Raw genomic sequence first — 15,753 nt, forward strand, 5'->3', positions numbered from 1 at the left:
TTAAATATTATGAATTATGTTAGAAAACATCATAAGATTCAGCTTAAAAAATAAGCTGATCATATTTCTATTTACAGCCTTTATTATAGGCTTTGGTATTTTTTCATTAACTAAAATACCAATTGGCGCAGTGCCAGATATTACCAATAACCAAGTACAGGTTATTACAACATCGCAAAACTTATCTACGCAAGATGTAGAGCAATTTATAACCTATCCCGTAGAGCTAGAAATGGCTAATTTACCTGGAGTAGAAGAGATTCGTTCTGTTTCAAAGTTTGGATTATCCGTAGTAACCATCGTTTTTAATGACGACATGGGAACCTTTTTACCTAGACAGCTTATTGCCGAAAAAATCAAATCGGCTTCCGAACAAATTCCAGAAGGTTTTGGCACACCCGAAATGGGACCTATAACCACTGGGTTGGGCGAGATTTACCAATACATTTTAGATGTCAAACCGGGCTACAAAGACCAATACAGCACAATGGATCTACGTACCATCCAAGATTGGATTGTAAAGCGTCAATTGTCCGGAATTCCTGGCGTGGTTGAAGTGAATACTTGGGGCGGATTTTTAAAGCAATATGAGGTTGCTATAAATCCTAACAAGCTTACTGCCATGAACATTTCTATTGCAGAAGTTTACGAAGCTTTAGAAAAAAACAACAGTGTTTCTGGTGGTGGTTATATTGAAAAAAATGACAAAGCTTTTTTTATTCGTGGCGAAGGTCTAGTTGGCTCTTTAGAAGATATAGAAAATAGTGTTGTTAAAAATGATGGTTCACCAATATACATAAAAGACGTGGCTACTGTCGGCTTTGGAAGCGCCACACGTTTTGGAGCCATTACAGGAAATGGTGAAGGCGAAAAAGTATTAGGACAAATCATGATGCTTAAAGATGGCAACTCTAAAGAAGTTATTGATACGGTTAAAAAACGTGTCGCATCCATACAAAACACATTACCAGAAGGTGTGTATATAAATGGCTTTTTAGAACGAAGCGAACTGATTGCAAAAACAACATTCACCGTTGCCGAAAACCTAATACTAGGATCGCTAATCGTTATTTTCGTGGTCGTCTTACTACTTGGTAATTGGCGCTCTGGTTTAGTCGTAGCTTCTGTTATCCCGTTAAGCTTAATGTTTGCCATTATATTGATGCGTCAATTTGGTGTCGATGCTAACTTAATGAGTTTAGGCGCTATAGATTTTGGAATTATCATTGATGGCGCAGTTATTATTGTCGAGTTTATTGCGTTTCAAATCATGTCCAAAGCATCGCATCTTTCTGAAATTAATAAAACCGAAAAACAAGCAGAAATTGACCAAATAACACTAAAAAGCGCATCAAAAATGATGAATTCAGCGATTTTTGGGCAATTAATAATCTTAATCGTGTTTATTCCAATTCTGTCTTTAAGTGGTATTGAAGGAAAAATGTTTAAGCCTATGGCAATGACGTTCAGCTTTGCTTTAATAGGCGCCATGATTTTATGCTTAACCTATGTTCCTGTAGTCTCATCTTTGTTTTTAAAACCTAGTACACAGTCTGCAAAAAACATGTCGGTTAGATTAATGACCTTTTTAAATAAAGCCTACCAACCTATTATTAATTGGGCATTGTCTAATAAAAGAATAGTTGTTGTGTTATCAGCATTATTACTAACCTCTAGTATTTATGTTTTTAGTAGAATGGGTGGCGAATTTATACCCACTTTAGATGAAGGTGATTTTGTTATTCAGCCGGTTTTAAAAACAGGAACGTCACTAGGCAAAACCATAGAAATCACTACTAGAATAGAACAAATCCTACTAGACAACTTTCCTGAAGTAGACCAAGTAGTCAGTAGGATCGGAGCTGCAGAAGTACCAACAGACCCCATGTCCATGGAGCAAAGCGATGTAATTATAAAGCTTAAGCCTAAAAACGAATGGACTTCTGCTAAAAACAAAGACGCGTTAGCAGATAAATTTAAAGAAGCTTTAACCGTAATTCCAGGTATGGAAGTTGAATTTACACAACCTATAGAAATGCGATTTAACGAGCTTGTTACTGGAGTTCGAGCAGATGTAGCCATTAAAATTTTTGGTGATGACCTATCGATATTAGCAAGCAAAGCAAATGAAATCAAAGAACTTATTGAAAACGTTGAAGGCGCTGTAGATCTTTCGGTTGAAAAAGTAGAAGGCTTACCTCAAATGAGTGTAAAATTCAACAGAAGTAAAATTGCACGATATGGGCTTAATATTTCAGATTTAAATGATGTTATCTCTATGGGATTTGCGGGTAAAACATCTGGAAGTGTTTTTGAAGGCGAAAAACGTTTCGACTTAGTCCTACGTTTAAAAGAAAACAACAGAAAAGATATAGGAAGTCTTGAAAACCTTTACATCGACACCCCTAACGGAAATAAAATTCCGCTTAGCGAATTAGCAGAAATCAGCTATACAACTGGTCCTGCTCAAATATCTCGAGACGACACCAAACGTCGTATTGTAGTTGGTATAAATGTTAGAAACAGAGATTTACAATCTGTAGTAAATGACGTGCAAAACATTATAGACAGTAAATTAAAGTTACCTGTTGGTTACAGTATTACGTATGGCGGACAATTTGAGAATCTTCAAAGTGCAAAAGACCGTTTATTATTAGCCGTTCCATTGGCTTTAGTTTTAATTTTTATTCTACTCTATTTTGCATTTAACTCTGTAAAAGAAGCACTAATCGTCTATTCTGCAATTCCGTTATCCGCAGTTGGTGGTATACTATTATTATGGGCTAGAGATTTACCATTTAGCATATCTGCAGGCGTTGGTTTTATTGCATTATTTGGAATTGCAGTACTAAACGGAATTGTATTAATCGAGCATTTTAAAGCGCTTAAAGCGGAAGGTTTTAGTAACATAAACCAACGTATAAAAAAAGGAACCACAGAACGTTTACGCCCCGTTTTACTTACAGCCGCAGCTGCTGCTTTAGGCTTTTTACCTATGGCTATTTCTACAAATGCAGGTGCAGAAGTACAACGCCCTTTAGCAACGGTTGTTATTGGTGGTTTAGTAACTGCAACCTTATTAACCTTAGTGGTATTACCTGTTTTATATGCTTGGTACGAAGAAAAAAAAGCGCTTAAAATGAATAAGAAAACTATTATTTCTGTGATTGTCTTGCTATTAACTATTAGTATTCAAGCACAAAACAAACCATTAAATATTGAACAAACAATAGCATTAGCAATTGACAATAATGCGAATTTAAAAGCTGAAAACTTAAAAATTGAGCAATCCAACGCTTTAGTTGGCTCAGCTTTTACGTTTGATAAAACGAGCGTTTATTATAATTATGACGAAAGTAATTTAGCTATAAACAATGTACCTCTTAAGGTTTTTGGCATCTCACAGGACTTTAAATTTCCAACGGTTTATTTTGCTGAAAAGAAAGTAAACGAATCTAAAGTAAGTTTACAAGAAGCTAATTTTAGTTTACAATTACAGCAATTGACAAAACAAGTTTACGCCAATTATTACCAGTTAAGTTATGCTAAAAACAAAGCTAAAAACTATAAATATTTAGACAGCTTGTATAAAGATTTTGCACAAAAAGCAAAGCGTCGTTTTGAGTTAGGTGAAACTAATTATCTAGAAATGATTACCGCACAATCCAAACAGAAACAATTGGAAACACTTTATAAACAATCACTGCAAGAGGTGACTTTATATAACCAACAGCTTAAAAAGATAGTGCAAGTAGATTCTCTTACTATTAAAGACGGATTACTACAAAAATTAGAAGTAGAACAATTGTCTGTTAATCAAAATGTCGGATTATCCGTTTTTGACGCTACTATTAATTATCAAAAAGCACAAACTAAATTAGAAAAACAAAAGTTACTTCCAGATTTAAATGCGGAATACTTTCAAGGTACAAACAGTACTCTAAACGATAATATTAAAGGCTATCAATTGGGTCTTAAAATTCCTGTTTTATTTGGTGGTCAACGCTCAAAAATTAAAGCTTCAAAAATTGCACAAGATATTATTGCCGAACAAAAACAAGATTATCAGGCTAAATTAAATGCCGAATATCAATCGTTATTGGCAAAGCTTCAGCAGTATGAAGACGCTATTAATTATTACGAAACGCAAGGTAAAACCCTTTCCGAAGAAATAATAAAAACAGCAAATAGAACTTTTAAAGAAGGTGAAATTGATTTCTTTCAATACATACAGAGTTTAGAAACTGCGAAAGATATTCAGCTTAGCTATTTAGAACAATTAAATCAATACAACCAAACCGTAATCACCATCAATCATTTAACACTATAAAGAGATGAACAAGATATATATCCTATTATTTTCACTGGTTTTAGTAGCCTGCGGAAATTCAGAAAAAAAAGTAGAAATAGTTCCTGAAACGGAAACACATAATGACGAAATAACCATTACAAAAGCACAGTTTGAAGGCGAAAAAATGGCATTTGGAACGTTAGCGGAATATGCTTTTAATGAAACCGTAAAAGTAAACGGAATGATTGATGTACCGCCTCACAACAAATCAAGCATCACTACTTTTAGCGGTGGTTATATTACAAAAACACCATTATTAATCGGGGATCAAGTAAAAAAAGGACAACTATTAGTCACTCTAAAAAATCCAGAATTTGTTGAGCTGCAGCAAAATTATTTAGAAGTTTCAGAGCAATTAAATTACTTAAAATCTGAATTTAACAGACAAAAAACATTGTTTGAAGAAAAAATTACTTCAGAAAAAAACTACTTAAAAGCTGAAAGTGCGTATAAAAGTAACCGCGCCCATTATAATGGACTACGCAAAAAATTACAAATGCTAAATATTAATCCGAGTAATGTAGAACAAGGACGCATAACTTCGACTATAAATTTATACGCCCCAATTTCTGGTCACGTTACAAAGGTTAATGTTAGCAACGGAACCTATGTTTCGCCTAGCGATGTTATCATGGAAATTGTAGATATTGACCACATTCATTTAGAATTATCGGTCTTCGAAAAAGACATTATGCAAATTAAGAAAGATCAAAAAATTACATTCAAAATTCCAGAAGCTTCAGATAAAACCTTTGAAGCAGAAGTCCATCTTGTTGGAACTACTATTGACGAGCAAACTAGACGCGTAAAAGTACATGGACACGTAGATAATGACAAAGAGCATTTTATTGTTGGGATGTTTGTTGATGCTGATATTATTATTAATAGCATCAAAAGTATTGGACTGCCTAAAGAAGCTATTATTGAGGTTGGAAATGACTTTTATGTTTTAATTTTAGAAGAAGCTCATGGAGACGAGTTTCTTTTAGAAAAAGTTAAATTAGAGCTTGGAAAGCAAACAGAAAATACTGTTGAAATTTTAAACACTAGCCTTTTAAAAGACAAACAAATTCTAGTAAAAGGAAATAGTATGCTATTAAATGAGAGTGACGATGGGCATAATCATTAATTAAGATTTAAAACAACTACTATGGAAAACCATAATAACAACGGACACAACCACAGTCATAATTTGATTTTTGGAAAAAAAACAGAACTCTATTTTGCTATACTTTGCGGTATTTTTTTAATAACTGGTTTTACTATTGAAAAACTAACCGATTTACCAGCTTGGGCATCATTAATAAGCTACATGGTTTCATACTTTTTTGGTGGTTATTTCATTTCTATTGAAGCGTTAAAAAAAATACCAAAAGGCCAATTTGATATCGATTTTCTAATGATTGCTGCTGCTATTGGAGCTGCATACATTGGCAGTTGGGCAGAAGGTGCTTTGCTTCTATTTTTATTTAGTTTAGGTCACGCGTTAGAGCATTACGCTATGAATAAAGCTAAAAAATCTATTGAAGCATTAAGTGATTTATCTCCAAAAACAGCAATAGTTAAAAATGGAAATCAGCTTATTGAAACCCCAATTGAAAATTTAAAAATTGGTGATATTATTGTTATAAAACCAAGTACTAAAATTGCTGCAGATGGTGTAATAATTAGTGGAAACAGCAGTATAAATCAAGCACCAATTACAGGAGAAAGTATGCCTGTTGATAAAACAGCGATTGCAACTTTAGATAATTTACCGGAATTTAAACACATCGATAAAAAACATATTGCATTTACAGGTACTATAAATGGAGATAGCACCATTGAAGTACATGTTTTAAAACTTAGTCACGACTCAACAGTGGCACGATTAATTAAAATGGTGAGTGAGGTAGAAACACAAAAATCGCCAACCCAACGCTTAACCAAAAAGTTTGAAAAATGGTATGTCCCAATAGTAATCATAGTGGTTGTTTTACTCTGTTTTGCCTACTTAATTATTGACGAAACGTTTAACGAAAGTTTATACAGAGCCATAACTGTTTTGGTAGCAGCAAGTCCTTGTGCTTTGGCCATATCTACACCAAGTGCAGTCCTTAGCGGAATTGCAAGAGCAGCACAAAAAGGGGTTTTAATTAAAGGCGGAAAAGCGTTAGAAGATTTAGGGAGCATTACCACAATTGCGTTTGATAAAACAGGAACGTTAACTGAAGGAAAGCCAAAATTAACCAATGTGATTGCTATAAATAATTTTGATGAAAATGAATTTCTACAAATTATTTTAGAAGTCGAAAGTTTAAGCAATCATCCACTAGCAAAAGCAATAGCAAAGGACATTGAAAAGCTACATAACATACGTTTTAAAGGCGTTGCTAAAAGTATTGAAGCCATACAAGGAAAAGGAGTTACAGCCTCTTACAATAATGCCAAAGTGTTTATTGGTAATCTAAAATTAATGCAAGATGAAGGTGTCATTTTTGAAGATTCTGTAATCACAAAAATGGAAAGCCTTTTAAAACATGGTCATACCGTTATGTTGGTTGCTTTAAAAAACAAAGTAATAGGTATAATAAGCGTTATGGATACACCAAGACAAACTGCAGAAAGCACATTAAAAAGGCTAAAAGCAATTGGTATTAAACGTATGATTATGCTAACAGGAGATCATCAAAATGTTGGTGATGCCATTGCAAAACAAATAGGTTTAACAGAAGCAAAAGGAAATTTATTACCAGAAGATAAAGTTAAAGCTATTAAAGATTTGTTAGCAACAGACGGGAAAATCGCCATGATTGGAGATGGCGTAAATGATGCACCAGCAATGGCATTAAGCACCGTTAGTATTGCTATGGGAGCAGCAGGAAGCGATGTGGCTTTAGAAACTGCAGACGTTGCGTTAATGTCTGATAAAATAGAAAATCTACCTTTTGTTATTGGGTTAAGTAGAGCGTCTAAACGCATTATTAAAGAAAATATTTTTATTAGCCTAAGCGTTGTCGCTATACTTGTTCCTGTTACAATTCTTGGATTAACTAATATTGGATTAGCTGTATTATTTCATGAAGGATCAACCATAGTGGTTGTTTTGAATGCTTTACGTTTACTAGGTTATAAAGAACATTTATAAAACCGTATTTATTTACGCAACCTTTTACTACATTTAACATCTAATAATGGTATAGCTTTTGATAAGTTATACGCTTTAATCAATCAACCAAATTTATGAAAAAAACACATTTATTATTCGTTTTATTATTGACATCCTTTTATGGATTTGCTCAAAAAGACATTGAAACAACTACAAAAAAAAATGAAATTTCATCAAATTTATTTGACTTAGTAGTCGCAGGATCATTTAACGTTAATTACGAACGTTATTTAGAAAAAAATCAGTCGCTTTTTATTGGAGCAACGTTTTTTGACACTTATGCTTACTATGATACTGGATATATAAAAGACTCTGATGCTATTAGTCTTAAAGCAGCATATGTTATCTATTTTTCAAAGAAAAAAGATCATGCTGGTTTTTACTTTTATCCGCAAGCCAAACTTAGAACAGGAACTGTAACTGTAGAAGATTATTACTATTACGACTATATTAGTGACACTAATGTAGAAGAAGAATATACGTATGATGTAGACGGTTTTTCTTTAGGCTTTGGTATTGGTCATAAATGGGTGTTTAATGACACTTTTACGTTGGGAATTAACGGAGAAATAGCAAGAAATCTTGGTAGTATTGATGATGATTACTTGGATAATGTTGAGCCAAGATTTGGAATTAATTTTGGAATTAGATTCTAACATTTAAATTAAAAAATAAAAAGCCCAAACTAATTAGTTTGGGCTTTTTATTTTTTATTACATCTACTTTTGAAAGCTATTACATCTTCATTAGCCACTCTTTTACATCAACTTCTTTTTTGATGATGTCTTTAAGATCTGAGATAGCAACACGTTTTTGTTCCATTGTGTCTCTATGTCTAATAGTAACCGTATTATCCGTTAAAGTGTCGTGGTCTACTGTAATACAAAATGGTGTACCATTAGCATCTTGACGTCTGTAACGTTTACCAACCGCATCTTTTTCGTCATAAAATACATTAAAGTCCCATTTAAGATCTTCAACAATTTGTTTTGCTACTTCTGGTAAACCATCCTTTTTTACTAAAGGAAAAATAGCTGCTTTTACTGGCGCTAAAACCGCTGGTAATTTCAATACAGTTCTTGTTGTATTGTTATCTAATTCTTCTTCAACTAAAGCATTAGAAAATACTGCTAAAAACATACGGTCTAAACCAATAGACGTTTCTAAAACGTATGGTGTATAACTTGCGTTGTCTTCGTGGTCAAAGTATTGTAGTTTTTTACCAGAAAATTCTTCGTGTTGTTTTAAATCAAAATCTGTACGAGAATGTATTCCTTCTAATTCTTTAAAACCAAAAGGGAATTTAAACTCGATATCTGTAGCTGCATCAGCATAATGTGCTAATTTTTCGTGATCATGGAAACGGTAATTATCTTGCCCCATTCCAAGAGAAAGGTGCCATTTCATTCTAGTTTCTTTCCAATGTTCAAACCATTTTTTCTGAGTCCCAGGTTTGATAAAAAATTGCATTTCCATTTGTTCAAACTCACGCATTCTAAAAATAAATTGTCTTGCAACAATCTCATTTCTAAACGCTTTACCTGTTTGCGCGATACCAAAAGGAATTTTCATTCTTCCTGTTTTTTGAACATTCAAGAAGTTTACAAATATACCTTGTGCTGTTTCTGGACGTAAATATAAATCCATTGCAGTCTCTGCTGTTGCACCAAGTTTGGTACCAAACATTAAGTTAAACTGCTTAACATCCGTCCAGTTTCTGCTTCCGCTTAAAGGACAAGCTATTTCTAACTCTTCTATTAATGCTTTAACATCTGCTAAATCTTCAGCTTCTAAAGATTTTCCTAAACGTTTTAAGATGGTATCAATTTTTTCTTGATATCCTAAAACTCTACCGTTAGTTGCTAAAAATTCTTCTTTATTAAAAGTTTCTCCAAAACGTTTTGCAGCTTTAGCAACTTCTTTATCTATTTTTGCTTCTATTTTAAGGCAGTAATCCTCTACCAAAACATCAGCTCTGTAACGTTTTTTAGAATCTTTGTTGTCAATTAAAGGGTCGCTAAATGCATCTACGTGTCCTGAAGCCTTCCAAGTGGTTGGATGCATAAATATTGCAGCATCAATACCTACAATATTGTCGTGCATTTGCACCATTGCTTTCCACCAGTAGTCGCGTATATTTTTCTTTAATTCTGCTCCGTTTTGAGCGTAGTCGTAAACTGCGCTAAGTCCATCGTAGATTTCACTACTTTGGAATACGTAACCATACTCCTTTGCGTGAGAGATTACTTTTTTAAATTGATCGTCGTTGTTTGCCATAATAGTACAAAGATAAACGATAAATAAAAGTGTACAACCAAAAATTGATTAGTCTTTTTGACAAGTATAAACAAAAGCTGGAGGAACGTTTAAAGGCTCGAAACCTAAATCTACGTTGCCCTTAAAAATTTCTTTTAATGCAGAATAATAGGTAAGACTATATTGGTATTGAAAGAAATACCCTTTTGGGTTTAAACTTTTGTAAGCGCTATCTAAAATAACAGCCGAAATTGGCTTAGGAATATTAGTTAATGGCAAACTAGAAACAATGTAATCTGTAGATGAAAAACCATGTTGTTTAATCACCTCTAATACTTTATCTGCGGATTGGTTAGACACAATTAATCTTGAATCTTCAATTTTAAGCAAAGCCTTATAAAAACTATCATTTATTTCAAAAGTAATTAAAGTAGCATCCGGTTTTAATCTTGCTAAAATCTCTTTAGTTATAATCCCATTTCCAGGTCCAAACTCTACTACTAATTTTGTTGTTTCAAAATCTATACTCTTCAATAATTTTGACGCCAAGAATCTAGAACTAGGAAACAATGTCCCAGAAGTTTTTAAACTTTTAAGTGATTCTTTTAAAAAGTTGATTTTGTTCAAAAAAGGATTTTTTAGAGATAATTTTAACGAATATATGATTTTTATTTATTCGTGTAAACGCAAAAATAAAACCATTACGAATGTAACGGTTTTATTTGTATAATATTTAACGCTATTTAAGTGTTACAGAAGTACTTCCAAGCCTAGTATTATCGTGGAAAATATTTACAAAATACACACCTTTAGTTAAAGGCTGATCAACATCTGTAGTAATTATTGCATCTAGGTTTATGTCTTCATTTTTATAATCCAAAATGATTTTCTTACTATAAATTAAAGATTGTTTACCAAAAGATACAGACCCTTGATCTGCAACAACATTGTTACTAGGACTTAAAATTTGTATGTAAATATCCTTTTTACCTTCGTTAACAAACTTATTTTTAGATACAGTAAATGCTACATGAAGTTTATTAGACTTATAAGACTTATTAGTCCCTACAATACGATTTTTGGTAATACGTTTTACAGCTTTTGCATTAAGCTTACCTATCTCTAAATGGCTAGCAGCTTCAATTTTTTTAGAAAGTTGCGTATTATTAAAAGCTAAATCTTTATTCTCAGATTTTAAAGCATTTGTTATGCTTCTAGCTCCTTGAAGATCCTCTTCAACTTTGGCTGTTTTTATGGATAAGCGTTGGTTTTCGTTTTCAAGTTTAGATACTAAAGCTAGGACCTCTGCTTTTTCTTTTTGCAGAAGTTTAATTTTAGATCTATAAACAGTTAATAAAGATGCACTTGGTTTTAATACTCTTATGGAATCTAAAATACGTTCTATTTTAAATTTAGACTGTTCAAGTTTGTCATTTAGCACAACACTATTAACTTCAACTTCGTCATAACGTACTATCATTTCTGATAATTCAATCTCTAAAAGTTTTTTTTCTTGAATGACATAAGTATTATAACTTTCTAACTTATCTAAGTTAAAATAGCTAAAAGCACCTAAAGACACCAAAGCAATAACCAAGCAACCAATTACTAATCTATAGTTGTAAGTATGAGGGATAACTATCATGTATAAATTAATTACAAATAAAATTATTGATTTAAAATATGGTTTACTGTTAAATACCGATGAAGAGGTGAAAAAATTGTTAAAGTAACCTTTTAAGCTAAAAAAAAGACTTCAATATAATTTTCAAACCCCTTTAAAATAAGAGTTTTCGTACGGTTTTAATATTATTTAAGGGTCATTGTTGTTTTACCAATTAATCTACTTTTATGGTACACAGTAACATAGTAATCGCCTTTTTGTAAAGACTGATCCTCAGATGGTTTAACAAACAAACACTGCTCTAAGTTTTTGTTTTTATAGTCCACCATTATTTTCTTACTGTAAATTAAAGAGGATGCTTCTGTATTAAACACCCCTTGATCTCCAACAACATTATTTAAAGGGTCTACTATTTGTACATAAAGTTCCTTTTTACCTTTTACTGCAAACTTATTTTCAGGAATAGTAAAGCACACATTAATTTGTTTTGCTCGTCTTGCTGTGGTAGTACTTTTAATATCCCCGTTGTTAGTCACACGCCTAACACCTTGCATAGCAATACTGGAAACACTTAAGACCTTAGCCTTATTTATCTTTTCTTGGTACTTACTGTTAATAATAGATAAAGTTGAGTTTTTGCTTTCTAAATGCTCAGAAAATGAAATAGTTTGATCAAGCTCTGCGCCTACGCGGATGGCTTCTTGTTTTAAAAATTCGTTTTCAGCGTTTAATTTCTCAACTAACGCTAAAATACTATTGTTTTCATTTTTTAAGACTTGCAATTGCTTCTTGTAGTGAGACACTAAATAAACATCTGGTTTTAGATATTTAACAGAATCTAAGATGCGTGCAATTCTAATTCTAGAATTATCCAATTTAGTTTGCAAATCTCTATTATCAAAACGCAATGAATCGTAGCTAGCTACCATTTGACTAAGCTCTGATTCTACCATAGCATTTTCGTCAATTAGAAACTCATGATACTCGTTTAAAGACGAATAATTATTATAAGCGTAATAACCTAAAGCGCACATTAATGTTGATAGCGCAACAATAACTAACCTTAGATTATAGATTTGGGATTTTATAATCATTAGTTTAATATTTGATGCAAAACTATTGCTAATATATCTATATGTAATAATTTTTCGATAACTTGATTAAAATCCGTGCTAAAGTAATTTTGAAAGTTTTTAAAAGGATTTATATGCACTTCATCTAAGTTACAACCCGCATTAAACCAATATTTTATGAGCTTTAAAGCCTTAGCTGATTTATTTTTCCCAAAGGTCTGCAACGCGTGTAAAAGCCTCCTATCCGATAATGAATCCTTTTTATGCACCACCTGTAGACACGTCTTGCCAACCACAGATTATCACACCTCTAAAGACCCCTTTGTAAAAAACGTGTTTTACGGTAGGGCACAAATAGAAGCAGCTACAGCTTTACTAAGGTTTGAAAAAAAAGGTATTGTACAACACCTACTCCACCAACTTAAATACGGAAAAAATGAAGAAGTAAGTAGTTTTCTAGGCGAATGGCTAGGAGAAGAACTAAAACAATGTACCGATTACAAAGCTATAGACTTGGTTATCCCTGTGCCATTACATCCAAAAAAGATAAAAAAAAGAGGCTATAATCAATGTGCAGAATTTGGTAAAAAAATTGCCCAAGCCTTGCAAACCATTTATAATGATGATCTTTTAATTAAGGTAACAACAACCGCAAGCTCTCAAGCTTCTAAAAAAAGACTGGAACGATGGCAATTAAATAACGAAACCTTTGCAGTAACACAATTGTCACAACTTAAAAACAAACACATCTTATTGGTGGATGATATTATTACCACCGGAAACACATTAGAAGCTTGTATAATAGAATTAAAAAAAGCTGAAAATGTAAAAATAAGTGTCGCTACAATGGCAATAGCCTAGTGCATTTTTCGTTAAAACATAAATATGTTGTTAATTTGTAACCACATTTAAAATCATATGCAAAACCGTCTCTTAAATTTTTGTTTTTATTGCGTTTTAGCGCTTACTTTTATTAATTGCGCCAATAGAGGTAATATTACTGGAGGAGAAAAAGATGTTACACCTCCTAAAATCAGATATTCTGAGCCTGCTAACTTCTCGACAAATTTTAATAGTAAAGAGATTAAAATATATTTTGACGAATATATTAAAACAAAAGATCTAACCAAACAACTGGTTATATCGCCTCCAATGAACACAAAACCGGACATTACACCTTTAGGAAGTCCAAGTGAGTACATCAAAATCAAGATTCTTGACACGTTAGCGCCTAACACAACTTACGCCATTAACTTTGGTAATAGTATTGTGGATAATAACGAAGAAAACCCTTATCCTTATTATAGGTATGTGTTTTCAACAGGAGATTACATAGATTCGTTATCTGTAAAAGGAAGCGTTATGGATGCAATAAAAAGAACAACAGACCCTTTTATCTCTATTCATTTATACGAAGCAGATTCGACTTACACAGATTCTATTGTATATAAAGAAAATCCAAAATACATTACTAACACTTTAGATAGCACCACTAATTTTAAACTAGAAAACTTAAAAGCAGGAGCTTACAAGCTTATTGCTTTAAAGGATAATAATTCCAATAATAAGTTTGACCAAAAATCAGACGAAATTGGTTTTTACGAAGAATTTATAACCGTATCTGCAGATACTTCTGCGTTTTACGAATTAAAAATATTTAAAGAAGAAATAGACTATAAAGCAGAAAGTGCTCGTTTAGTTTCTGGCGAAAAAATAGCATTTGGTTTTGAAGGTGAAGACTACAAAGACATGACAATTGATTTATTGTCTGACGCGCCTAAAGACTATAGTTACAGTTATTTTAAAGATGAAAAAACAGATACACTAAACTATTTTTACAAACCAAAATTAGAGGTGGACTCATTAGTGTTTAAAGTAACTAACAGAACTAAAATAGACACTTTTACAGTTAGAATAAAAGATAACAAACGCGACTCGTTACTAGTAAAAGCTAGTCCAAGTAGTAATATTGACTTTTTTGAAACCTTAAAGCTATCGGCTAATATTCCGATATCAAAATTTGACAAAAGCAAAATAACCATATTAGACAAAGATTCTACAAAGGTTAGTTTCACTACTAAATTAGATACTTTACAAAACACAATAGAGGTCGACTTTGATAAAACGGAAGACAATTTATACAAGATCCAATTACTACCAAGTACAATTACGGACTTTTACAACTTACCTAATGACACTTTAAATTTTAATTTAAGAACCGTTAAAGAATCTGGTCTTGGTAATGCCAGAGTTATTCTAAAAAATGCAACTTACCCACTAATCGTTCAGTTTTTAAACAAAACAGGTGAAGTAAAATATGAGCAATATGCCACAACGCCAAAACCATTAGATTTTTTCTTTTTAAAACCAGGAGAATACTATGTTAGAGTTATCTACGATACTAATAAAAATAGAAAATACGATTCAGGAAACTTTCTTAAAAAGCAACAAGCAGAACGTGTAAGTTATGCTAAAAAAGTAGAAGAAATTAGATCAGGTTGGGAAGTTATTATAGATTTTACTCTAAACTAAATTCATCTTTATCTTCTAAAAATCTAAGTTTGTTTCTAGTGTTGTCCACATGAGATTTAGACAACACGACTTCTGTTACACCTTCTGTATTTGGCTTTAAGTTAGCAAGCACATTTCCTAACACATTATAAGCAGCAGAATGTCCTGGATATTCGTAATTATTAGCGTCTAAACCAACCCTATTTACACCAATGCAATAGCACATGTTTTCAATTGCTCTAGCCTGCAACAAGGTATCCCAAGCGGTAATACGTTTTGTTGGCCAATTAGCGACGTATAATAGTATATCAAAATTGTCTTGTACCCTAGCCCATACAGGAAAACGCAAATCATAACATACCAAAGGTTTAATTTTAAATCCCTTGTAATCTACTATCACTACTTGGTCTCCTTTAGCATACACCTTGTCTTCTCCCGCTAAAGTAAAGGTGTGACGCTTGTTATAACTATCTATTTTACCATCGGGATGCACAAACACTAATCGATTATAGTATTGCCCGCTATCTTCAATAACGACACTCCCAACAATAGCAGCCGTTTTCTGTTTGGCCAAAGCTAACATCCATTGCACGGTAGCACCATCCATAGTTTCTGCAACCAATTGCGGAGACATTGTAAATCCAGAAGTAAACATTTCTGGCAACACAATAAGATCAACAGTATTGGTTAAGTTTTCAATTTTTTGTGTGAAGTTTAGCCTATTCTGAATTGGGTTTTCCCAAGCCAAGTTAGCCTGAATAATTGCTACGTTTAATTTATTATCCAATTT

Annotated in this window: 11 protein-coding genes; 6 read left to right on the forward strand and 5 right to left on the reverse strand. The window is 32.6% G+C overall.

Going from position 1 to position 15,753, the window contains the following annotated elements:
* Positions 1–16 precede the first annotated feature (16 nt).
* The 4 genes from BMZ09_RS13810 (at position 17) to BMZ09_RS13825 (ending at position 8,155) form a co-directional block, all read left to right on the forward strand.
* Positions 17–4,330 carry a CusA/CzcA family heavy metal efflux RND transporter gene (locus BMZ09_RS13810; RefSeq protein WP_090841648.1) on the forward strand — a complete coding sequence of 1,438 codons (4,314 nt, stop codon included), beginning with the start codon at positions 17–19 and terminating at the stop codon, positions 4,328–4,330.
* A gap of 4 nt (positions 4,331–4,334) precedes the next feature.
* Positions 4,335–5,480 (forward strand): efflux RND transporter periplasmic adaptor subunit, encoded by a 1,146-nt coding sequence (locus BMZ09_RS13815; protein WP_090841650.1) that lies wholly within the window; start codon positions 4,335–4,337, stop codon positions 5,478–5,480.
* Between the two features lie 21 nt (positions 5,481–5,501).
* Positions 5,502–7,478: a heavy metal translocating P-type ATPase gene (locus BMZ09_RS13820; protein ID WP_090841652.1), complete on the forward strand. Its 1,977-nt coding sequence runs from the start codon at positions 5,502–5,504 to the stop codon at positions 7,476–7,478.
* Positions 7,479–7,573: 95 nt separating this feature from the next.
* Positions 7,574–8,155 (forward strand): hypothetical protein, encoded by a 582-nt coding sequence (locus BMZ09_RS13825; protein WP_090841655.1) that lies wholly within the window; start codon positions 7,574–7,576, stop codon positions 8,153–8,155.
* A gap of 79 nt (positions 8,156–8,234) precedes the next feature.
* Here BMZ09_RS13825 and BMZ09_RS13830 read toward each other — a convergent pair whose 3' ends face one another.
* The 4 genes from BMZ09_RS13830 to BMZ09_RS13845 all read right to left on the reverse strand — a co-directional run bounded on the left by BMZ09_RS13830 (position 8,235) and on the right by BMZ09_RS13845 (position 12,473).
* Positions 8,235–9,776 carry a glycine--tRNA ligase gene (locus BMZ09_RS13830; RefSeq protein ID WP_090841657.1) on the reverse strand — a complete coding sequence of 514 codons (1,542 nt, stop codon included), beginning with the start codon at positions 9,774–9,776 and terminating at the stop codon, positions 8,235–8,237.
* A gap of 48 nt (positions 9,777–9,824) precedes the next feature.
* A complete protein-coding gene (locus BMZ09_RS13835; protein WP_090841659.1) occupies positions 9,825–10,382 on the reverse strand; it encodes a class I SAM-dependent methyltransferase in 558 nt (185 codons plus the stop codon).
* Between the two features lie 112 nt (positions 10,383–10,494).
* Positions 10,495–11,400, reverse strand: coding sequence for an SH3 domain-containing protein (locus BMZ09_RS13840; RefSeq protein ID WP_090841660.1), 906 nt, complete (start codon positions 11,398–11,400; stop codon positions 10,495–10,497).
* A 164-nt stretch (positions 11,401–11,564) separates the two neighbouring features.
* Complete coding sequence (locus BMZ09_RS13845; protein ID WP_090841662.1) at positions 11,565–12,473, reverse strand: hypothetical protein; 909 nt, start codon at positions 12,471–12,473, stop codon at positions 11,565–11,567.
* A 156-nt stretch (positions 12,474–12,629) separates the two neighbouring features.
* Here BMZ09_RS13845 and BMZ09_RS13850 point away from each other — a divergent pair, with 156 nt between their 5' ends.
* On the forward strand, positions 12,630–13,313 hold the full coding sequence (locus BMZ09_RS13850) for a ComF family protein (protein ID WP_090841664.1): 684 nt from the start codon (positions 12,630–12,632) through the stop codon (positions 13,311–13,313).
* A gap of 57 nt (positions 13,314–13,370) precedes the next feature.
* On the forward strand, positions 13,371–14,984 hold the full coding sequence (locus BMZ09_RS13855; RefSeq protein WP_090841666.1) for an Ig-like domain-containing domain: 1,614 nt from the start codon (positions 13,371–13,373) through the stop codon (positions 14,982–14,984).
* Here BMZ09_RS13855 and BMZ09_RS13860 read toward each other — a convergent pair.
* Positions 14,971–15,750: a nitrilase family protein gene (locus BMZ09_RS13860; protein WP_090841669.1), complete on the reverse strand. Its 780-nt coding sequence runs from the start codon at positions 15,748–15,750 to the stop codon at positions 14,971–14,973. The two genes, BMZ09_RS13855 and BMZ09_RS13860, sit on opposite strands and share 14 nt — an antisense overlap.
* Positions 15,751–15,753: the final 3 nt, after the last annotated feature.

The sequence above is a fragment of the Olleya namhaensis genome, from assembly GCF_900114005.1.
Classification (GTDB): domain Bacteria; phylum Bacteroidota; class Bacteroidia; order Flavobacteriales; family Flavobacteriaceae; genus Olleya; species Olleya namhaensis.

Bases quoted from the DNA above. Each gene is read 5' to 3' on its own strand.
- BMZ09_RS13810 (WP_090841648.1), top strand. From the start codon at position 17: ATGTTAGAAAACATCATAAGATTCAGCTTAAAAAATAAGCTGATCATA.
- BMZ09_RS13815 (WP_090841650.1), top strand. From the start codon at position 4,335: ATGAACAAGATATATATCCTATTATTTTCACTGGTTTTAGTAGCCTGC.
- BMZ09_RS13820 (WP_090841652.1), top strand. From the start codon at position 5,502: ATGGAAAACCATAATAACAACGGACACAACCACAGTCATAATTTGATT.
- BMZ09_RS13825 (WP_090841655.1), top strand. From the start codon at position 7,574: ATGAAAAAAACACATTTATTATTCGTTTTATTATTGACATCCTTTTAT.
- BMZ09_RS13830 (WP_090841657.1), bottom strand. From the start codon at position 9,776: ATGGCAAACAACGACGATCAATTTAAAAAAGTAATCTCTCACGCAAAG.
- BMZ09_RS13840 (WP_090841660.1), bottom strand. From the start codon at position 11,400: ATGATAGTTATCCCTCATACTTACAACTATAGATTAGTAATTGGTTGC.
- BMZ09_RS13845 (WP_090841662.1), bottom strand. From the start codon at position 12,473: ATGATTATAAAATCCCAAATCTATAATCTAAGGTTAGTTATTGTTGCG.
- BMZ09_RS13850 (WP_090841664.1), top strand. From the start codon at position 12,630: ATGAGCTTTAAAGCCTTAGCTGATTTATTTTTCCCAAAGGTCTGCAAC.
- BMZ09_RS13855 (WP_090841666.1), top strand. From the start codon at position 13,371: ATGCAAAACCGTCTCTTAAATTTTTGTTTTTATTGCGTTTTAGCGCTT.